The sequence below is a fragment of the Pseudomonas sp. RIT-To-2 genome, assembly GCF_029623465.1.
GTDB classification, from domain to species: Bacteria; Pseudomonadota; Gammaproteobacteria; order Pseudomonadales; family Pseudomonadaceae; genus Aquipseudomonas; species Aquipseudomonas silvicola.
This window is the reverse complement of sequence record NZ_JAPYKM010000001.1, coordinates 385,265-403,436: the sequence shown is the minus strand read 5'-3', so window position 1 is coordinate 403,436 and position 18,172 is coordinate 385,265. Positions and strand designations below refer to the sequence as shown.

Sequence of the window (18,172 nt, the reverse complement as noted above, 5' to 3'; positions counted from 1 at the left end):
AGATCTGAGGGGCCGTCAAGCATTGATTTCAACAAATTGTCATAAAGATCAAAAGCTTCCCCGCTTGGCACCGTATCAAGGCCGCCAAGTGCCTGCCTTGATGCTTCTGGCGTTCTTGAGATCGAGCGCCGCCCGCGCGGCGCGACCCGGCCTAACGGCCGGTGCTACCCGTTTGTTTCGGGCCAGTTATGCCTGTGCCATTACCTGGGCCGCTTTGTTTGTTCGCTGGAGATCTGTGGCGGTGCAATAAGGCGGTCGCGGTGACGTCCCAGCATGTTGGAGCAGAGCTTGCTCGCGAACGCGCCGCGCGGGCGGCGCTCGGTCTTGAGAACGCCGGAAAGCCAGAGCCCTACACCTGGCAGCCCTTACGTAATCTCCCGACAAACACCTGACGCCCCCCCCCCCCACCTTTATACAAACAAAAAGGGCAGACCTGCCGGCCTGCCCTTCTCAACAGTCAAAAGCTCAAAGAGCCCCCAACCTCACTCCTGCTTCAAGCTGATCCGCGCGAACGCCTTCTTGCCAGCCTGGCACACATGAGTCGCCCCAACCGCAAAGACAAACCCACGATCGACCACCTCGCCATCAACACGCACACTACCCGCCGCCAGCAGATCACGTGCCGCCGCAGAGTTCTTCACCAGGCCTGCCTTATTAAGGACAGCAGCGATCGGCATGTCCTCCCCCGCGGCGATCTCGATTTCCGGCAGGTCGTCCGGCAGCTCGCCATCCTTCATCCGGTTGCCCGCGGCACGGTGGGCATTGGCAGCCGCTTCTTCGCCGTGGAAACGCGCCACGATCTCTTCGGCGAGCTTGATCTTGATGTCACGCGGGTTGGCGCCTACCTCGACGTCAGCCTTGAAGCCGTTGATCTCGTCCATGGAGCGGAAGCTCAGCAGCTCGAAGTAACGCCACATCAGCGGATCAGGAATGGACACCAGCTTGCTGTACATCACGCCCGGCGCTTCCTGGATGCCGACGTAGTTGCCCAGCGACTTGGACATCTTCTTCACGCCGTCCAGGCCTTCCAGCAGCGGCATGGTCACGATGTTCTGCGCTTCCTGGCCGTAGGCGCGCTGCAACTCGCGGCCCATCAGCAGGTTGAACTTCTGATCGGTCCCCCCCAGCTCCACGTCGGCCTTCAAGGCCACGGAGTCGTAGCCCTGCACCAGCGGATAGAGGAACTCGTGGATGGCGATGGACTGGTTGGCCTTGTAGCGCTTGTCAAAGTCATCGCGCTCAAGCATGCGCGCCACGGTGTACTGCGAGGACAGGCGAATGAAGTCGGCCGGCGACATGGCGTCCATCCAAGTGGAGTTGAACGCCACCTCGGTCTTGGCCGGGTCGAGGATCTTGAACACCTGTGCCTTGTAGGTCTCGGCGTTGGCCAGTACCTGATCACGGGTCAGCGGCGGGCGGGTGGCGCTCTTGCCGCTAGGGTCACCGATCAGGCCGGTGAAGTCACCGATCAGGAAGATCACGTGGTGCCCCAGCTCCTGGAACTGGCGCAGCTTATTAATAAGCACCGTGTGACCAAGGTGCAGGTCAGGCGCCGTAGGGTCGAAGCCAGCCTTGATGCGCAGCGGCTGCCCGCGCTTGAGCTTCTCGACCAGTTCGGACTCGACCAGTACCTCTTCCGCACCACGTTTGATCAGCGCTAGCTGCTCTTCAACCGACTTCATAACCGACCCGCAAGGCTTAGATTCAAAGGGAACCAACCATACAAGATCAGGCACCAATTACAAGTTTTTGACTTGCGTGTGACCCCAGGGCTGGGTCGTGGCGTCTGCGAGCTTGCTTTGGAAAGGATTTGGTTATATTTTATACAGTTATTTCATCTTTATCATGTCATTCATCTTTTCCATTTCATCTTTTTCAAAGTCAAATTACCTATGACCAGCGAACCGCCTAAAGCGCCCCCGCTTTATCCGAAGAGCCACCTGTTGGCCGCAAGCGGCATCGCCGCCCTTCTCAGCCTTGCCCTGCTGGTGTTTCCTTCCAGCGAAGTGGAAGCCAAACGCACCTCTACCCCGCTGGAAATGGAGACGCCGGCCGACCAGCTCAAGCAGGCCCAGAAGGACGCCCCGGCCACTGACCTGGGCGAGGACCCCGCGGTACCTGCGCCTTTTGCCCAGATAGACAACGAAGACGACCAGGACAAGGACACGGCCCAGGACACCCCGGCCACCAAACCCGAGCCGGTCGCCGCGGCCGACGATACCGCCAAGAAGGCGCCGGGCCACCGCGAAGTCACCGTGCGCAAGGGCGATACCCTGTCCAAGCTGTTCGACGAAGCCGGCCTGCCCGCCACGGCAGCGCAGGAAGTACTGGCCAGTGACAAGCAGGCCAAACAGTTCGCGCAGCTCAAGAACGGTCAGGTGCTGGAGTTCGAGATCAGCCCCGAAGGCCAGCTGACCAGCCTGCACACCAAACTGAGCAACACCGAGACCATCCGCCTGGTGCGCGGCGCCAAGGGCTTTGCCTTCAACCGCGATGTCATCAAGCCGGTCATGCGCGAGGCCTATGCCCACGGCGTGATCAAGAACTCCCTGTCACTGTCCGGCCAGCGTGCCGGGCTGTCCCACAACCAGGTGATGGACCTGGTCAACATCTTCAACTACGACGTCGACTTCGCCCAGGATATCCGCCAGGGTGACGTGTTCGATGTGATGTACGAGCAGAAAGTGCTCAATGGCAAGGTGATCGGTACCGGCAACATCCTGGCCGCGCGCTTCACCAACCGCGGCAAGACCTACACCGCGGTGCGCTATACCAACAAGCTGGGCACCACCAACTACTACACCGCCGAAGGCAACAGCATGCGCAAGGCTTTCGTGCGCTCGCCCGTGGACTTCGCCCGCATCAGCTCGCGCTTCTCGGTAGGCCGCTTCCACCCTATTCTGAACAAGATCCGCGCCCACCAGGGCGTCGACTACGCCGCCCCACGCGGCACGCCGATCAAGGCCACTGGCGACGGCAAGGTGGAACTGGCCGGGCGTCGTGGTGGTTACGGCAACACGGTCATCATCGCCCATGGCAAGACCTACAAGACCCTGTACGGGCACATGCAGGGCTTCGCCAAGGGTATTCACGCCGGCTCCGTGGTCAAGCAGGGCCAGGTGATCGGCTACATCGGCACTACCGGACTGTCCACTGGCCCCCACGTGCACTATGAGTTCCAGGTCAACGGCGTGCATGTCGACCCCCTGGGTCAGAAACTGCCGATGGCCGATCCGATCGCCCGCAACGAGAAGGCGCGCTTCATGCAGACAGCCCAACCGTTGATGGCGCAAATGGACCAGGAGAAATCCACCATGGTCGCGAGCAAGAAGTAAGACATGGCCCTGTATATCGGTGTGATGTCCGGGACCAGCCTCGATGGGCTGGACATTGCGCTGGTGGAACAGGGCGCTGCATTGCGCCTGGTAGCCAGCCATTATGTGCCCATGCCTGCGGGCCTGCGCAGCGAACTGCTTGCCCTGTGCGCCAGCGGCCCGGACGAGATAGCCCGGGCTGCCCTGGCCGAAAACCAATGGGCGACGCTGGCGGCCCAGGGCGTCAACGCCTTGTTGCAGCAGCAAGGCCTCAGCCCTTCCGATATCCGCGCCACAGGCAGCCACGGCCAGACCGTGCGCCATGAGCCCACCCGTGGCTTCACGGTGCAGATCGGCAACCCGGCGCTCCTGGCCGAGTTGACCGGCATTACCACCGTGGGTGATTTCCGCCGTCGCGATGTGGCGGCAGGCGGCCAGGGCGCGCCGTTGGTACCCGCCTTCCATGACTCGCTGTTCGCAGGGATTGGCGAGCACCTGGCGGTATTGAACGTGGGTGGCTTCAGCAACCTCAGCCTTATCGATGCCGGGCAACCGGTGAGCGGCTTCGACTGCGGGCCTGGCAACGTGTTGCTCGATGCCTGGATACATGACCGCCAGGGCCTGCATTTCGACCGCGACGGCGCCTGGGCGGCAAGTGGCACGGTGCACGCCAGGCTGCTGGACGAATTGCTGAGTGACCCGTTTTTCGCCGGCAAAGGGCCGAAGAGCACCGGCCGCGAAGTCTTCAACCTGCCTTGGCTGCGAGGCCATCTGGCCAGGTTGCCGGTCATTGCCGAGGCGGACGTTCAGGCGACGCTGCTGGAGCTGACTGCACGTACCATCATCGAATCGTTGCGCCACGCACAACCACACACCGATGAACTGCTGGTGTGCGGTGGCGGGGCGCATAACGGCGCACTGATGCAACGCCTGGCGCAGCTGTTGCCAGGCACACGGGTGGCCAGCACCGACAGCCGTGGCATCGATCCTGACTGGATGGAGGCCATGGCGTTTGCCTGGCTGGCGCATTGCTGCCTTGAAGGTATCGCTACCAACAGGCCTAGCGTGACGGGTGCTCGCGGCTTGCGGGTACTGGGCGCGATTTATCCTGCTTGAACCCCAGACGGCAGAACGCCGCGCGATTGCGCGGCGTTCCGTGTCTCGTCATCCCGAAGGGTCAGATCGAGAACGACTGACCGCAACCGCAGGTAGTGGACGCGTTAGGGTTGTTGATCACGAAACGTGAACCCTCCAGCCCCTCCTGATAATCCACCTCGGCGCCTGCCAGGTACTGGAAGCTCATCGGGTCAACCACCAGGCTGACGCCCTCGCGCTCGACGATGGTGTCGTCGTCGGCCACGTCTTCATCGAAGGTGAAACCGTACTGGAAGCCGGAGCAACCACCACCGGTCACGAAAACCCGCAGTTTCAGACGATCATTGCCTTCCTCATCGACCAGGGTCTTCACCTTGTGCGCGGCACCGTGGGTGAATTGCAAAGCCGTGGGTGTGAAGGATTCGACGCTCATGCTGACTCTCTCCCGGCGTAAGCCGCCATAAAACTCAATGGCGCCATTATCCGCTTCTCCCAGAAAAATGGTCAACAATTGTGCGCTGGCCGGCGCCAGCGCACTGTCGTGGTTACGGCAACATGCCGGCGTGGGCCAGGCCCAGGCGCTCGTCGAGGCCGAACAGGATGTTGAGGTTCTGCACGGCCTGGCCGGAAGCACCCTTGACCAGGTTGTCGATGACCGACAGTACTACCACCAGATCACCGCCTTGCGGGCGATGCACGGCGATGCGGCACACATTGGCACCCCGCACGCTGCGGGTTTCCGGGTGGCTGCCGGCGGGCATGACGTCGACGAACGGTTCGTCGGCATAGCGCTTCTCGAAGAGCGCCTGCAGGTCGACAGCCTTATCCACCACGGTGGCATAGAGCGTGGAATGGATACCACGGATCATCGGCGTGAGGTGCGGCACGAAGGTCAAACCCACATCGCCCCCGGCAGCACGACGCAGGCCCTGGGTGATTTCCGGCAGGTGGCGGTGGCCCTTGACCGAATAGGCTTTCATGCTTTCGCCCGCTTCGCAGAACAGCGAACCCACGCTGGCACCACGGCCGGCGCCACTGACACCGGACTTGCAATCGGCGATCAGGCGCGAATTATCGGCCAGGCCGGCTTCCAGCAGCGGCAGAAAACCCAATTGGGTAGCGGTGGGGTAGCAACCCGGCACGGCGATCAGGCGTGCGCTGCGGATCTGCTCGCGGTTCACTTCAGGCAGGCCGTAGACCGCGTCCTTGAGCAATTGCGGCGCGCCGTGTGGCTGGCCGTACCATTTCGCCCATTCATCAGCATCCTGCAGGCGGAAGTCGGCAGAGAGGTCGATGACCTTGGTGCCCGCCGCCAGCAGTTCGCCAGCCAGGGAGTGCGCCACACCGTGGGGGGTGGCGAAGAACACCACGTCACAGGCGCCCAGGGTTTTCACGTCTGGCACGCTGAACGCCAGGCCATCGTAATGACCGCGCAGGTTGGGGTACATGTCGGCCACTGGCACGCCCGCTTCGGAACGCGAGGTGATGACCGCCACTTCTGCCTGTGGATGGGTTGCCAACAGACGCAGCAGCTCGACCCCGGTGTAACCCGTGCCGCCGACGATACCGACCTTGACCATATACCTGCCCCTTTCAACGAACCGACTAGGAAACCGCTGATAATACGGGCCCAGCGCATGCGCTAACAACCGTTGAGGTGACGTGTGGCGCCCCGGGGCACTACTATCGGGCTACCGTGAACCTGGAAACCAATGAAAATGCTCTATCTCTGGATCAAAGCCTTGCACATCGTCAGCATCGTCTGCTGGTTCGCCGGGCTGTTCTACCTGCCCCGCCTCTTCGTCTACCACGCCAGCAGTGAAGACGAGGTCGGCAAGCAGCGTTTCATCGTCATGGAGCGCAAGCTGTACCGCGGCATCATGGGCCCTTCGATGATCGCGACCCTGGTGTTCGGCGCCTGGCTGGTCTACCTCATCCCTGGCTACCTGACCCAAGGCTGGCTGCACGCAAAACTCACTCTGGTGGTGCTGCTGATTGGCTACCATCATATGTGCGGGGCGCAGGTGAAACGATTTGCCCGTGGCGAAAACACCCGCTCGCATGTCTTTTATCGCTGGTTCAATGAGGTGCCGGTGCTGTTTTTGCTGGCTATCGTAATTCTGGTCGTGGTGAAGCCGTTCTAAGGTCATACAACCACAGAGGCGAAAAATACCGTTATGTCGCTGCCCCCGCTGCTGGACCAACGCCTGCGCCTGCCCGTGGTGGCAGCGCCGATGTTTCTCATCTCCAACCCGCAACTGGTGCTGGCCTGCTGCCGCAACGGCGTGGTGGGCAGCTTTCCCGCGTTGAACCAGCGCGACAGCGCCGGCTTCAAGGCCTGGCTGGAAGAAATCGAGGGTGGGCTGGCCCTGCTCGACAAACCAGCGCCCTACGCGGTCAACCTGATTGTGCACAACAGCAACCCGCGCCTGGAAGCCGACCTGGCGATCTGCATCGAACACAAGGTACCCATCGTCATCACCAGCCTGGGCGCAGTGAAAGAGGTGGTGGATGCCGTGCACAGCTATGGCGGCCTGGTGTTTCATGACGTCACCACCCGCCGCCATGCTGAAAAAGCCGCCCAGGCCGGTGTCGACGGGTTGATCGCGGTAGCTGCCGGCGCCGGTGGCCATGCGGGCACCTTGAGCCCCTTTGCCCTGATCGCCGAAATACGCCAGTTCTTCGACAAGACCCTGCTGTTGGCCGGCAGCATCAACCATGGCCGGGAGATCCTCGCCGCGCAGTTGTTGGGCGCCGACCTGGCCTATCTGGGCACGCGCTTCATCGCCTGCCAGGAAAGCCATGCTCCGGATGCCTACAAGGAAATGCTGCTGGCCTCCAGAGCCGCTGATATCATCCTTACGCCCGCGGTATCGGGGGTGCCTGCCAGCTTCATGCGCAAGAGCCTGGAGGATGCAGGTTTCGACGCGGCTACCCTTGCCAGCGCCGGGACCCAGGCCAGGCTCAAACCGATCGACGACGAAGCCAAGGCATGGAAGACCATCTGGTCGGCCGGCCAGGGCGTCGGTGAAATCAATGACCTGCCCAGTGCCGATGAACTTATCGCCCGCCTGGACAACGAATACCGCAAGGCACTGGTACTGGCCAACCGCCTCCCCGATTACTGGCCGCGTTGATACACCGGCCTACCCAGACAAGGACGCCCGCATGACAACACTGTTCAAGATCGTCTTCGACGGCAGCCCCCTGCCCGGCGTCGACCTGGCTACAGCCAAGGCCAACCTGGCCCAGCTGTTTCGCAGCGACCTGGAGGCGGTGGAAAAACTGTTCACGGGCCACAAGGTGGCGCTCAAGCGCAACCTGTCCCAGGACACCGCGCAAAAGTATCTGGATGCTCTGCACAAGGCCGGCGTCCAGGCGCGCCTGGAAGAGGAAGCACCGCTGGAACTGAGCCTGGAGAAGGTCGAGCCAGTGCCCGAGCCGGCCTATTCGCCCTACGCCCCGCCACAGTCGGACATTACCCCGACTGTCGCCGTGTACGGCCCACTGAAAGTCATGACCATCCAAGGCCGCATCGGCCGGGTACGCTACCTGGGCTGGTCCATGGCGCTGCTGCTCTGCGCCTGCCTGGCAAGCCTGGTGTGCGTCACCCTGCTGACGATCTCCAAGCCGCTGGGGATCGGCGTGGGCGCGATAGCCCTGGCCGCGTTCATGACCATCAACGTGCAGATCGGCGTGCAACGCCTGCACGACGCCGGCTGGACCGGCTGGATGTGGCTGCTCAACCTGGTACCGTTCGTGGGCAGTATCTTCCCCCTGGTGGTGATGGCAGTGCCCGGCAACCCTGGCACCAACCAATATGGCCCGCCTGCCCCGCCCAACAGCAAGGCCGTCAAGGTACTGGCCTGGCTTTGGGTGTTATTCCTGGTGCTGATGTTCTTCGCGGGCGTGAGCGGCGGCCTGTCCTCGGTAGCCCGGCACTCGGCGGCGCTGTAAGGGAACCAGCACAACCGCGCGCCGCACGGTAGACTAGCGCCCATGAAAAACGCCCCTGCGCTGCGCCTCATCGAAGAGGCGGGGCCAGGGGCGTTCGTATGGAGAACCGCATGACCCGTTACGCCATGATCACTGGCGCTTCCAGAGGCCTGGGCCTGGCATTGGCCGAGGCCCTGGCCCGGCGTGGCCGCAACCTGATACTGGTGGCGCGCCAGCGCGACGCCCTGGAGGCCGTCGCCAGTGAGCTGACCCAACGCTTCGGTGTCGAAGTGCTGTTCCGTGCCTGTGATCTGAGCGAGCCACTGCGCATTTCCGGGTTCCTGCTGGAACTGGAAGAAAGCGACCGGCATATCGACTTGCTGATCAACTGCGCAGGGCTGCGCTCTTATGGGCACTTCCTGGCCCAGGACTGGATGCAGGAGCAGGACCTGATAGAGGTCAATATCCTCGCCCTGGCGCGGCTGTGCCATGTGATCGGCAATGCCATGGCCGTGCACGGCGGCGGGCAGATCCTCAATGTCGCTTCGCTGGCGGCGTTCCAGCCTGGGCCCTGGATGAGCAATTACGCAGCCAGCAAGGCCTACGTGCTGAGTTTTTCCGAAGGCTTGCGCGAAGAACTGCGCCAGTCCGGGGTGAAAGTATCGGTGCTGTGCCCAGGCCCGGTGCGCTCATCGCAGCGGGTGATCGAGCGTCTGGCCAACAGCCAGCGCGTGCTCAGCCCTGAAGAAGTGGCGCTATACACCGTGCGCGCGCTGGCCCGCAACCGCGCAGTCATCGTCCCCGGCCGGCGCAACCGCCTGCTTGCCTACGGCGCGCGCCTCGGTTCGCGCTGGCTGGTACGCAAGCTGGCCGGCGCCATCAACCTGGCCTACCGCCCCCGCTGAGCATTCAACGCTGGGCGCGGGCCGCAGGCGTGAGTACACTCGTGCCCGACGTCAAACATGGAGAAACCGTTGTGGATACTCTGTTCACCAAGATCATCAACAGGGAAATACCTGCCAAGATCATCTACGAAGACGACCAGGTTCTGGCCTTCCACGATATCGCGCCCCAGGCACCGGTACACTTTCTGGTGATCCCGAAAAAGCCGATCCGCACCCTCAACGACCTCACCGAGGAAGACAAGGGCCTGGCCGGTCACATTCTGTTCACCGCCCAACGCCTGGCCAAGGAGCTGGGGTGTGAAGAAGGCTTCCGCGTGGTGATGAACTGCAACGAGCTAGGTGGCCAGACGGTCTACCACATTCACATGCATGTGCTTGGCCAGCGCCAGTTGCACTGGCCGCCGGGCTGACTCAACGCCAGAGACCGCGGCTTTCACGTTGTTGCGGGACCGGGCGAAGCTCGGGAAAAGAGCGACGCAATGTGCCTGGATCACCGCGTCGCTTTTGTTCCCGAGCTTCGCCCGGTCTCACAGGCAGGCTCTAGCCCGCGGTTTGAGTTAAACTGCAGGCCGTGATTCTATCCGGAGGTGCCCAATGGCTACCGAACGTCACTACTCCCCCCTCGACCGACTGCTGCTGCAGGCCGATACGGCCATGCGCACACTGCTGCCTTTCAGCGGTCAGCCGTCGCGGCCGTCACCGGCCATCGTCCAGCCGGACCCCACCCTCAGCGAAGACGAAACCCGCCACGTCGCTGGCCTGATGCGCATCAACCACACCGGTGAAGTGTGCGCCCAGGCGCTGTACCAGGGCCAGGCCCTGACGGCCAAGCTGCCGCAGGTGCGCAAGGCCATGGAACATGCCGCCGAGGAAGAAGTGGACCACCTGGCGTGGTGCGAGCAACGTATCCGCCAGCTGGGCAGCCACCCCAGCGTGCTCAACCCGCTGTTCTACGGCATGTCGTTCGGCATCGGCGCAGTCGCCGGCCTGGTCAGCGACCGGGTGAGCCTGGGCTTCGTCGCGGCAACCGAAGACCAGGTGTGCAAACACCTCAATGAACATCTGGAACAGTTGCCGGCCGAGGACGCCAAGTCCCGCGCCATTCTGGAGCAGATGCGTATCGATGAGGAACAACACGCCGAATCCGCGCTGGACGCCGGCGGTTTCCGCTTCCCGGCGCCGGTGAAATTCGGCATGAGCCTGCTGGCCAAGGTCATGACCAAGAGTACCTACCGGATCTGACCAGGGTGCGAGCCACGAAAAAGGGACCCCAGGGTCCCTTTTTTCATGCCTGCCGTGGATCAACCCAGTTCGATGATCTCGTAGTCATGGGTGATTTCCACGCCGGCACGGCCCAGCATGATCGAGGCCGAGCAGTATTTTTCCGCCGACAGCTCGACCGCACGCTTGACCTGGGCTTCTTTCAGACCACGGCCCTTGACCACGAAGTGCAGGTGGATCTTGGTGAACACCTTGGGGTCCTCGGTGGCGCGCTCGGCTTCCAGAAAAGCTTCACAGCTTTCCACCGGCTGGCGGGATTTCTTCAGGATGCTGACCACGTCGAAGTTGCTGCAGCCACCCAGGCCCAACAGCAACATCTCCATGGGGCGCACACCCAGGTTGCGGCCGCCGCTCTCGGGCGGGCCGTCCATCACCACCACATGACCGCTGCCCGACTCGCCAAGAAACATGGCTTCGCCTGCCCACTGGATACGTGCCTTCATCACCAGGACTCCACTGTAAAAAAGGCCGCCAGCTTAGCACAGGCTCTTGCATAAGCCCTGTAGCCACGCCGATGCCTGCCGATAAGGTGATCAGTAAATTCCCCGATACACAAAACGGGTGTCTGATAAGCTGGCGCCAAATCACTGGCGCCAATGTCCAGTGTCCTAAAAAATACACTTTGCCGTTGATTGTCTTGCCCCGGGATCCAGCCATGGTTGCTCTCACCCAGCCGATACAGAACATCGATAAACTCCTGGCGCACTGCCAGCGTCGCCGCTATGGCGCCAAGAGCAATATCATCTGCGCCGGCGACCGCTCCGAAACCCTGTCGTACATCATCAAGGGCTCGGTCACTATCCTCATCGAGGACGAAGATGGCCGCGAGATGATCATCGCCTACCTCAATACCGGGGACTTCTTTGGTGAACTGGGGCTGTTCGACTCCCCCGGCCATGACCACGAGCGCAGTGCCTGGGTAAGGGCCAAGACCGAGTGCGAGGTGGCCGAGATCGGTTATGGAAAATTCCGCGAAGTGGCACTGCAGCACCCGGAAATCATGCTCGCGCTAGGCACCCAGATGGCCCAGCGCCTGCGTGATACCACCCGCAAGGTGGGTGACCTGGCCTTCTTCGACGTAACCGGGCGTGTAGCGCGCTGCTTGCTGGAGCTGTGCAAGCAACCCGATGCCATGACCCACCCCGACGGCATGCAGATCAAGATCACCCGCCAGGAAATAGGCCGTATCGTCGGTTGCTCGCGGGAAATGGTCGGGCGTGTACTCAAGGATCTTGAAGAGCGCAACCTGGTCAACGTGAAGGGCAAGACCATGGTGGTCTTCGGTACCCGTTAGCCCTTGCTGCGAACCTCGGCCAACAACTGCTGATAGGCCTGGGTCAGCCGCTCCAGTACCAGTGGCGCGGCGAAACGCTCGTTCAGGGCGATATGGCTGGCAGCCTCGCAGCGCTGGGGCAGGCCGCAGGCCTGGTTGAAGCGGTTGACCGCTGCCACCATCGGCTCGCGCTCGTTGTCCATCAGCATCGCCCCATGTACCAACACTACCGGCCGGGTGCCACTCAAGCCCTGACGCCAGCGCTGTGCGGTACCGACCCATTTGCGGCCATCAATGTTGACGTTATAGCGGCCGTCACAGAAAGCCCCGGGCACTTCTCCCAGTGAAGCGTCGCCGCCGAGCTCCTTGACCACGTCGCAAAGGGGTTGGCACAAGCGCTGGTACGCGGTTTCGATGCGGTTCTGGTCGCCTTCGCTGCGCGGTGCCACGTAAACCAGTGCCACGTTGAGGGTCGCTGCCGATTGCGGCACCGGCTCGCCACCGGTTTCGCGCAGCAACACCGGCCACCCGGCTTGCGCCGAAACCGCGCAGGCCGCTTCGAAGCCGGGTTGGCGGTTGAGGCGCCGGGGCATGACCAGGGTCTGGTCGGTGGACTGCCAGAACAGCAGTCCGTCGGATTGCTCACCACGGCAGACGGCGGCGAGCAGGTCCTGTTCAGCCTGCAGGCCAGCCTGGGTGTCGAGACGCAGGGCAACAGCCATTTCAAATCTCCTGCAGCGCCCACAGAGAGGTCAGTGACCGAACTGTCAGGCCTGTACGCGTTCCGGGAAGAACAGACGTTGCAGTTCGTCGCCCGGGTGCTCGGCGCGCATGAACGCTTCGCCCACCAGGAAGGAATAGACTTCGCTGATTTCCATCAACTCGACGTCGGCCCGGTTGAGAATGCCGCTTTCCGTTACCACCAGGCGATCCCGCGGGATCAGCGGCAACAGGTCGAGGGTGTTCTCCAGGCTGACTTCGAAATTGTGCAGGTTGCGGTTGTTCACCCCAAGCAGCGGCGACTTCAGGTGCTTGAGCGCGCGCTCCAGCTCCTCGCCATTGTGGACCTCCACCAGCACGTCCAGCCCCACGCCGAACGCTGCCGCTTCCAGCTCGGCCATTTTCACATCGTCCAGCGCGGCAACGATCAGCAACACGCAGTCGGCGCCCAGGGCGCGCGACTCGACGATCTGGTAAGGGTCGACCATGAAGTCCTTGCGGATCACTGGCAGGCTGCACGCGGCGCGGGCCTGTTGCAGATAGGCGTCGGCGCCCTGGAAGTAGTCGATATCGGTGAGCACCGACAGGCAGGTCGCCCCGCCCTTCTCGTAGCTCTGGGCAATCTCGGCAGGCACGAAGTGTTCGCGGATCACGCCCTTGCTTGGCGATGCTTTCTTGATTTCAGCAATGACCGCCGGGTGCTTGGTAGCCGCCTGGTCGATCAGTGCCTTGGCGAAGCCTCGCGGTGCGTCGGCGCTAGCGGCCAGGCGCTCCAGTTCGGCGAAGCTGACCCGCTGCAAGCGCTCGGCGACTTCCTGGGCCTTGCGGGCCAGAATGTTTTCCAGAACCGTCGGCACACTCATCCTTCATTCTCCTGCTTGAATACGGCGGTAAAGGCACCCAGCTCTTCGAGCTTCTCGCGGGCGAGCCCAGTGTGCAGCGCGTCGTGGGCCAGTGCCACGCCTTCCTTGAGCGAAGAGGCATGGTCAGCGGCGTACAGTGCGGCGCCAGCATTGAGGATGATCATCTCGGCGGCTTTCTGGCCGTGTTCGGTCTTGCGCTTGCCCAGGGCATCGCGGATCAGCTCCAGCGACGCTTTCGGGCTTTCCACCGCCAGGCCATAGAGGCTTTGGCTCTTGAGGCCCAGGTCTTCGGGTTCGACCCAATACTCGCTGATCTCGCCGTTCTTCAGTTCGGCGACAAAGGTAGGTGCCGCCAGGCTGAACTCATCCAGGCCATCCTTGGAATGCACCACCAGTACATGTTTGCTGCCCAGGCGGTGCAACACTTCCGCCAGCGGCCGGCACAAGGCCTGGTTGAACACCCCAACCACCTGGTGCTTGACGCCTGCGGGGTTGGTCAGCGGGCCGACCATGTTGAACAGGGTGCGCAGGCCCAGGTCGCGACGCGGCCCCGCGGCATGTTTCATGGCCCCATGGTGCGCCTGGGCAAACATGAAGCCGATCCCCACGCTGTCGATGCAGCGCGCCACTTGCACGGGCGTCAGGTTCAGGTACACGCCGGCGGCTTCCAGCAGGTCGGCGCTGCCGCTCTTGCCCGATACCGCGCGGTTGCCGTGCTTGGCCACGGTGCAACCCGCCGCGGCGATGACAAAGGAGGACGCCGTGGACACGTTGAAGATGTTGGCGCCGTCGCCGCCGGTACCGACGATATCGACCACGCCGTCCAGGGTCTTGAGTTCCACCCGATCCGCCAGCTCGCGCATGACCGAGACCGCGCCGACGATTTCGTCGATGCTCTCGCTCTTCATGCGCATGCCCATCAGGAAGGCACCGATCTGCGCTTCAGTGCATTGCCCGGTCATGATCTCGCGCATCACATCGCGCATCTCATCGGTGCTCAGGTCCAGCTGACCGACGATGCGGTTCAGCGCGCTCTTGATATCCATGATGGTTCCTTAGGCCTGACGGGTGCCGCCGGTCTGCTTGAGAAAGTTGGCGAACAGCTCGTGGCCCTGCTCGGAAAGAATCGACTCCGGGTGAAATTGCACCCCTTCCACATTCAGGGTCTTGTGGCGCAGGCCCATGATCTCGTCCACCGAGCCGTCGTCGTTGGCGGTCCAGGCGGTCAGTTCCAGGCAATCAGGCAGGGTTTCGCGCTTGACCACCAGCGAGTGGTAACGGGTGACGGTCAACGGGTGGTTGAGGCCTTCGAACACGCCCTTGTCTTCGTGAACCAGGGGGCTGGTCTTGCCGTGCATGGCCACGCGGGCGCGCACCACGTCACCGCCAAATGCCTGGCCGATGGACTGGTGGCCCAGGCACACGCCCAGAATAGGCAGTTTGCCGGCAAAATACCGGATGGCTTCGATGGACACACCTGCTTCGCTTGGCGTGCACGGGCCGGGGGAAACCACGATGCGCTCGGGGTTCATGGCCTCGATATCGGCGATGGTCACCTCATCGTTGCGCACCACTTTCACCTCCGCGCCCAGCTCACCGAGGTACTGCACGACGTTGTAGGTAAAGGAGTCGTAATTGTCGATCATCAGCAACATGGTCTGCTTCCTCAGGCGTCTTTCGGGGAGGTTTGTTCGGCCAGCGCCACGGCACGAAACATCGCGCGGCGCTTGTTCAGGGTTTCCTCCCACTCAAGGGCTGGCACCGAGTCGGCGACAATGCCGGCACCGGCCTGAACGTGCAGTTCACCGCCCTTGATCACGGCAGTGCGAATGGCGATCGCCGTGTCCATGTTGCCGTTCCAGGCAAAGTAGCCGACCGCGCCGCCATAAACACCGCGCTTGACCGGTTCCAGTTCGTCGATGATTTCCATGGCCCGGATCTTCGGCGCCCCGGACAGGGTACCGGCCGGCAGGATGGCACGCAGGGCGTCCATGGCGGTCAGCCCGCTTTTCAGCTGGCCGGTGACATTGGAGACGATGTGCATCACGTTGGAATAGCGCTCGATGACCATTTTCTCGGTGAGCTTCACCGAGCCAATCTCCGATACCCGGCCCGTGTCATTGCGGCCCAGGTCGATCAGCATCAAGTGCTCGGCCAGTTCCTTCTTGTCGCTGAGCAGGTCCTGCTCCAGCGCCAGGTCGGCCTCCTCGTTGGCACCGCGCGGGCGGGTACCGGCGATGGGGCGCACGGTGATCTCGTTGTCTTCGACGCGCACCAGCACTTCCGGCGAACTGCCCACCACGTGGAAGTCGCCGAAGTTGAAGAAATACATGTACGGCGTCGGGTTGAAGCAGCGCAGGGCCCGGTACAGATCGATGGGCGCTGCCTTGAATTCGATGGACATGCGCTGGGACGGCACCACCTGCATGCAGTCACCGGCCAGGATGTACTCCTTGATGGTGTTCACACCCCGCTCGAAGTCTTCCTGGGTGAAGCTGGAGCGGAACGCGGGCTCGGCCGCCGGCGGGCGGTCAAGCTCCAGGCCGCGGCGCGGCGCGATCGGCTGGCGCAGCTTGTCCATCAGGGCATCCAGTTGCGCCTGGCCCTGCTCGTAGGCGCCGGCCTGGGCCGGGTCTGCCAGTACAATGGCGTGCATCTTGCCGGCCAGGTTGTCGAACACCACCACGGCATCGGACACCATCAGCAGAATATCCGGCACGCCGATGGGGTCGGGATTGGGGCATTTGCCCAGGCGTTTCTCGACGTAGCGCACACAATCGTAACCGAAATAGCCCACCAGGCCGCCGTTGAAGCGCGGCAGGCCGGGGATGGTCGGTACGTTGTAGCGGGCCTTGAAAGCCTCGACGAAAGCCAGCGGGTCTTCGACGTGGTCGTGGCGTTCCACCTCCGCGCCATCGCGGGTAATCACCACCTCGTGCTCGTGCACACGCAGCACGGTGCGGCACGGCAGGCCGATGATCGAGTAACGGCCCCATTTCTCGCCGCCCTGCACCGACTCCAGCAGATAGGAGTTGGGCGCGTCGGCCAGTTTCAGGTAGATCGACAGCGGGGTATCGAAGTCGGCCAGGGTTTCGCGGGCAAGCGGAATGCGGTTGTAGCCGGCAGCGGCCAAGCGCAGAAATTCTTCACGGATCATGATCAGCCTCGTGGCATGAGGGGCAAAACGGTCAGGTATGCAAACGCGCCGGCAAGGCCGGCCAGGTAAAAGTCAGGCGCGCCAACGCCAGCGGGCCAGGGCCTTGATGACTTTCATCCAGAGTTTGCGAGTGACCACCACGATGGAATCTCTGCGAGGGGAAGGTGTACTAGCCCCCAACGTTATCTCAGCCGCTGGATCTAAGCAACTGATCAGGTCGCTGAAATTGTCAATGACCACTGCCGGCGACTCTTCGGCAATGGGCCGGCCATGGTTGTAGCCATAGCTCAGGGCGATGCAGCGCACACCGGCGGCCCTGGCAGCCAGCACATCGTTGCGCGAGTCACCGACGAACAGGGCATCGGCCGGCTCCACGCCGGCCATGCGCATCACTTGCAACAGCGCGGCCGGGTCGGGCTTCTGCTGGGGCAAGGTGTCACCACCGATGATCCAGCGGAAGAAACGGCCCAGTTTCATTTCATCGAGCAGCGGCGCGACGAACTGTTCCGGCTTGTTGGTGATCAGGGCCATCTCGACGCCGCGTTTCTGCAGCCACTTGAGGCTCTCGCGCACGCCGGGGTAGACCTTGGTCAGGGCATGGCCGCCACTGTAGGCATCCATGAACACCGCCAGCGCCTGGTCGGTTTCCACCTCGCCCACGCCGGTGTGGTCGAGGCTGCCGGCCAGGCCGCGGCGCACCAGTACCCGCACGCCGTTGCCGACATAAGTGCGCGCGGCCTCCAGGCCTGCCGGGGCACGGCCGAGCTTGAGCAGCGTAGCGTCCAGGGCCGCGGCCAGGTCGGGGACGGAGTCGATCAGGGTACCGTCCAGATCGAACATCACCAGCCGTGGCAGCTTGGCCTGAACCCGCTGCTCGAAGCCGCTCATGAACGGGCCAGCGCCAGTTCGGAGCGCATCTTGTCGATGACTTCCTTGTAGTTCGGGGCGTTGAAGATCGCCGAGCCGGCAACGAAGGTATCGGCGCCTGCCAGGGCGATTTCGCGAATGTTGTTCACGTTCACGCCGCCGTCGATTTCCAGGCGAATGTCCAGGCCACTGGCATCGATGAGGGCGCGGGCTTCGCGCAACTTGTCGAGGGTGTGGGGAATGAACTTCTGGCCGCCGAAACCTGGGTTGACGCTCATCAGCAGCACCATGTCGACCTTGTCCATCACGTACTTGAGCACGTCCAGGGGCGTGGCCGGGTTGAACACCAGGCCGGCCTTGCAGCCGCTGTCACGGATCAGTTGCAGCGAACGGTCGACGTGCAGGGTGGCTTCGGGGTGGAACGTGATGAAGCTGGCACCGGCTTCGGCGAAGTCGCCGATGATGCGGTCCACCGGGCTGACCATCAGGTGTGCGTCGATGGGCGCGGTGATGCCGTACTTGCGCAGTGCGGCGCAGACCATCGGGCCGATGGTCAGGTTGGGCACATAGTGGTTGTCCATGACATCGAAGTGAATGATGTCGGCGCCAGCGGCCAGGACATTGTCGACTTCCTCGCCCAGACGGGCGAAATCTGCGGAGAGAATGGACGGAGCAATTGCAAAGGGCTGCATGACGCACCTTTCTGGGCTGGAATCACGGTGGCGCGCATTGTACCTCAGCTTGTCGGAATGGGGGTGGCG

The 18,172-nt window shown here is 62.7% G+C and carries 20 protein-coding genes; 9 read left to right on the top strand and 11 right to left on the bottom strand.

What is annotated here, in order from left to right:
* Positions 1-482: 482 nt before the first annotated feature.
* A complete protein-coding gene (gene tyrS / locus QBK88_RS01925; RefSeq protein WP_277960678.1) occupies positions 483-1,682 on the bottom strand; it encodes a tyrosine--tRNA ligase in 1,200 nt (399 codons plus the stop codon).
* Positions 1,683-1,892: 210 nt separating this feature from the next.
* Here tyrS and QBK88_RS01920 point away from each other — a divergent pair, with 210 nt between their 5' ends.
* Together QBK88_RS01920 and QBK88_RS01915 are read left to right on the top strand one after the other, a co-directional pair.
* Positions 1,893-3,335: a peptidoglycan DD-metalloendopeptidase family protein gene (locus QBK88_RS01920; protein WP_277960677.1), complete on the top strand. Its 1,443-nt coding sequence runs from the start codon at positions 1,893-1,895 to the stop codon at positions 3,333-3,335.
* A 3-nt stretch (positions 3,336-3,338) separates the two neighbouring features.
* Positions 3,339-4,430, top strand: a complete 1,092-nt coding sequence (locus QBK88_RS01915) for an anhydro-N-acetylmuramic acid kinase (RefSeq protein ID WP_277960676.1) — start codon at positions 3,339-3,341, stop codon at positions 4,428-4,430.
* Between the two features lie 61 nt (positions 4,431-4,491).
* Here the strand turns inward: QBK88_RS01915 and erpA are convergent, their stop codons facing one another.
* On the bottom strand, positions 4,492-4,842 hold the full coding sequence (gene erpA, locus QBK88_RS01910; RefSeq protein WP_158153258.1) for an iron-sulfur cluster insertion protein ErpA: 351 nt from the start codon (positions 4,840-4,842) through the stop codon (positions 4,492-4,494).
* 112 nt (positions 4,843-4,954) lie between these two features.
* Entirely contained in the window at positions 4,955-5,989 is a 1,035-nt protein-coding gene (gene argC, locus QBK88_RS01905) for an N-acetyl-gamma-glutamyl-phosphate reductase (protein WP_277960675.1), read from the bottom strand.
* A 138-nt stretch (positions 5,990-6,127) separates the two neighbouring features.
* Here argC and hemJ point away from each other — a divergent pair, with 138 nt between their 5' ends.
* From hemJ to coq7, 6 genes are all read left to right on the top strand, one after another.
* Positions 6,128-6,553 carry a protoporphyrinogen oxidase HemJ gene (gene hemJ / locus QBK88_RS01900; RefSeq protein ID WP_277960691.1) on the top strand — a complete coding sequence of 142 codons (426 nt, stop codon included), beginning with the start codon at positions 6,128-6,130 and terminating at the stop codon, positions 6,551-6,553.
* Positions 6,554-6,586: 33 nt separating this feature from the next.
* Positions 6,587-7,546, top strand: a complete 960-nt coding sequence (locus QBK88_RS01895; protein WP_277960674.1) for an NAD(P)H-dependent flavin oxidoreductase — start codon at positions 6,587-6,589, stop codon at positions 7,544-7,546.
* 31 nt (positions 7,547-7,577) lie between these two features.
* Positions 7,578-8,366, top strand: a complete 789-nt coding sequence (locus QBK88_RS01890) for a DUF805 domain-containing protein (protein ID WP_277960673.1) — start codon at positions 7,578-7,580, stop codon at positions 8,364-8,366.
* A 110-nt stretch (positions 8,367-8,476) separates the two neighbouring features.
* Entirely contained in the window at positions 8,477-9,250 is a 774-nt protein-coding gene (locus tag QBK88_RS01885) for an SDR family NAD(P)-dependent oxidoreductase (RefSeq protein ID WP_277960672.1), read from the top strand.
* Between the two features lie 71 nt (positions 9,251-9,321).
* Positions 9,322-9,660 (top strand): histidine triad nucleotide-binding protein, encoded by a 339-nt coding sequence (locus QBK88_RS01880; protein ID WP_268147860.1) that lies wholly within the window; start codon positions 9,322-9,324, stop codon positions 9,658-9,660.
* A 184-nt stretch (positions 9,661-9,844) separates the two neighbouring features.
* Positions 9,845-10,492 carry a 2-polyprenyl-3-methyl-6-methoxy-1,4-benzoquinone monooxygenase gene (coq7, locus tag QBK88_RS01875; protein WP_277960671.1) on the top strand — a complete coding sequence of 216 codons (648 nt, stop codon included), beginning with the start codon at positions 9,845-9,847 and terminating at the stop codon, positions 10,490-10,492.
* A gap of 59 nt (positions 10,493-10,551) precedes the next feature.
* Here coq7 and QBK88_RS01870 read toward each other — a convergent pair whose 3' ends face one another.
* A complete protein-coding gene (locus tag QBK88_RS01870) occupies positions 10,552-10,974 on the bottom strand; it encodes an OsmC family protein (protein WP_008365263.1) in 423 nt (140 codons plus the stop codon).
* Positions 10,975-11,186: 212 nt separating this feature from the next.
* On the opposite strand from QBK88_RS01870, the gene crp reads away from it, so the two are divergent.
* The gene (crp, locus tag QBK88_RS01865; RefSeq protein WP_277960670.1) at positions 11,187-11,825 is read left to right on the top strand and encodes a cAMP-activated global transcriptional regulator CRP; all 639 of its coding nucleotides are present in this window, start codon (positions 11,187-11,189) and stop codon (positions 11,823-11,825) included.
* Here the strand turns inward: crp and QBK88_RS01860 are convergent.
* The 7 genes from QBK88_RS01860 to rpe form a co-directional block, all read right to left on the bottom strand.
* Complete coding sequence (locus tag QBK88_RS01860; protein WP_277960669.1) at positions 11,822-12,526, bottom strand: lipoyl protein ligase domain-containing protein; 705 nt, start codon at positions 12,524-12,526, stop codon at positions 11,822-11,824. The two genes, crp and QBK88_RS01860, sit on opposite strands and share 4 nt — an antisense overlap.
* A 45-nt stretch (positions 12,527-12,571) precedes the next feature.
* A complete protein-coding gene (gene trpC / locus QBK88_RS01855; RefSeq protein ID WP_277960668.1) occupies positions 12,572-13,387 on the bottom strand; it encodes an indole-3-glycerol phosphate synthase TrpC in 816 nt (271 codons plus the stop codon).
* Positions 13,384-14,433 (bottom strand): anthranilate phosphoribosyltransferase, encoded by a 1,050-nt coding sequence (gene trpD / locus QBK88_RS01850; RefSeq protein WP_277960667.1) that lies wholly within the window; start codon positions 14,431-14,433, stop codon positions 13,384-13,386. Before trpD ends, trpC begins: the two co-directional genes overlap by 4 nt.
* 9 nt (positions 14,434-14,442) lie before the next feature.
* The gene (locus QBK88_RS01845) at positions 14,443-15,042 is read right to left on the bottom strand and encodes an aminodeoxychorismate/anthranilate synthase component II (protein ID WP_277960666.1); all 600 of its coding nucleotides are present in this window, start codon (positions 15,040-15,042) and stop codon (positions 14,443-14,445) included.
* 11 nt (positions 15,043-15,053) lie between these two features.
* Positions 15,054-16,544: an anthranilate synthase component I gene (trpE, locus tag QBK88_RS01840; protein WP_277960665.1), complete on the bottom strand. Its 1,491-nt coding sequence runs from the start codon at positions 16,542-16,544 to the stop codon at positions 15,054-15,056.
* Positions 16,545-16,616: 72 nt separating this feature from the next.
* Positions 16,617-17,432 (bottom strand): phosphoglycolate phosphatase, encoded by an 816-nt coding sequence (locus QBK88_RS01835; protein WP_277960664.1) that lies wholly within the window; start codon positions 17,430-17,432, stop codon positions 16,617-16,619.
* On the bottom strand, positions 17,429-18,103 hold the full coding sequence (gene rpe / locus QBK88_RS01830; RefSeq protein WP_277960663.1) for a ribulose-phosphate 3-epimerase: 675 nt from the start codon (positions 18,101-18,103) through the stop codon (positions 17,429-17,431). Before rpe ends, QBK88_RS01835 begins: the two co-directional genes overlap by 4 nt.
* Between the last annotated feature and the right edge of the window lie 69 nt (positions 18,104-18,172).

Excerpts from the sequence above, each read along its gene's own strand:
- QBK88_RS01920 (WP_277960677.1), top strand. The coding sequence starts at position 1,893 with ATGACCAGCGAACCGCCTAAAGCGCCCCCGCTTTATCCGAAGAGCCAC.
- QBK88_RS01845 (WP_277960666.1), bottom strand. The coding sequence starts at position 15,042 with ATGTTGCTGATGATCGACAATTACGACTCCTTTACCTACAACGTCGTG.
- tyrS (WP_277960678.1), bottom strand. The coding sequence starts at position 1,682 with ATGAAGTCGGTTGAAGAGCAGCTAGCGCTGATCAAACGTGGTGCGGAA.
- argC (WP_277960675.1), bottom strand. The coding sequence starts at position 5,989 with ATGGTCAAGGTCGGTATCGTCGGCGGCACGGGTTACACCGGGGTCGAG.
- QBK88_RS01860 (WP_277960669.1), bottom strand. The coding sequence starts at position 12,526 with ATGGCTGTTGCCCTGCGTCTCGACACCCAGGCTGGCCTGCAGGCTGAA.
- trpD (WP_277960667.1), bottom strand. The coding sequence starts at position 14,433 with ATGGATATCAAGAGCGCGCTGAACCGCATCGTCGGTCAGCTGGACCTG.
- erpA (WP_158153258.1), bottom strand. The coding sequence starts at position 4,842 with ATGAGCGTCGAATCCTTCACACCCACGGCTTTGCAATTCACCCACGGT.
- QBK88_RS01835 (WP_277960664.1), bottom strand. The coding sequence starts at position 17,432 with ATGAGCGGCTTCGAGCAGCGGGTTCAGGCCAAGCTGCCACGGCTGGTG.
- coq7 (WP_277960671.1), top strand. The coding sequence starts at position 9,845 with ATGGCTACCGAACGTCACTACTCCCCCCTCGACCGACTGCTGCTGCAG.
- crp (WP_277960670.1), top strand. The coding sequence starts at position 11,187 with ATGGTTGCTCTCACCCAGCCGATACAGAACATCGATAAACTCCTGGCG.
- rpe (WP_277960663.1), bottom strand. The coding sequence starts at position 18,103 with ATGCAGCCCTTTGCAATTGCTCCGTCCATTCTCTCCGCAGATTTCGCC.
- QBK88_RS01890 (WP_277960673.1), top strand. The coding sequence starts at position 7,578 with ATGACAACACTGTTCAAGATCGTCTTCGACGGCAGCCCCCTGCCCGGC.
- QBK88_RS01895 (WP_277960674.1), top strand. The coding sequence starts at position 6,587 with ATGTCGCTGCCCCCGCTGCTGGACCAACGCCTGCGCCTGCCCGTGGTG.
- hemJ (WP_277960691.1), top strand. The coding sequence starts at position 6,128 with ATGCTCTATCTCTGGATCAAAGCCTTGCACATCGTCAGCATCGTCTGC.
- QBK88_RS01885 (WP_277960672.1), top strand. The coding sequence starts at position 8,477 with ATGACCCGTTACGCCATGATCACTGGCGCTTCCAGAGGCCTGGGCCTG.
- trpE (WP_277960665.1), bottom strand. The coding sequence starts at position 16,544 with ATGATCCGTGAAGAATTTCTGCGCTTGGCCGCTGCCGGCTACAACCGC.
- trpC (WP_277960668.1), bottom strand. The coding sequence starts at position 13,387 with ATGAGTGTGCCGACGGTTCTGGAAAACATTCTGGCCCGCAAGGCCCAG.
- QBK88_RS01870 (WP_008365263.1), bottom strand. The coding sequence starts at position 10,974 with ATGAAGGCACGTATCCAGTGGGCAGGCGAAGCCATGTTTCTTGGCGAG.
- QBK88_RS01915 (WP_277960676.1), top strand. The coding sequence starts at position 3,339 with ATGGCCCTGTATATCGGTGTGATGTCCGGGACCAGCCTCGATGGGCTG.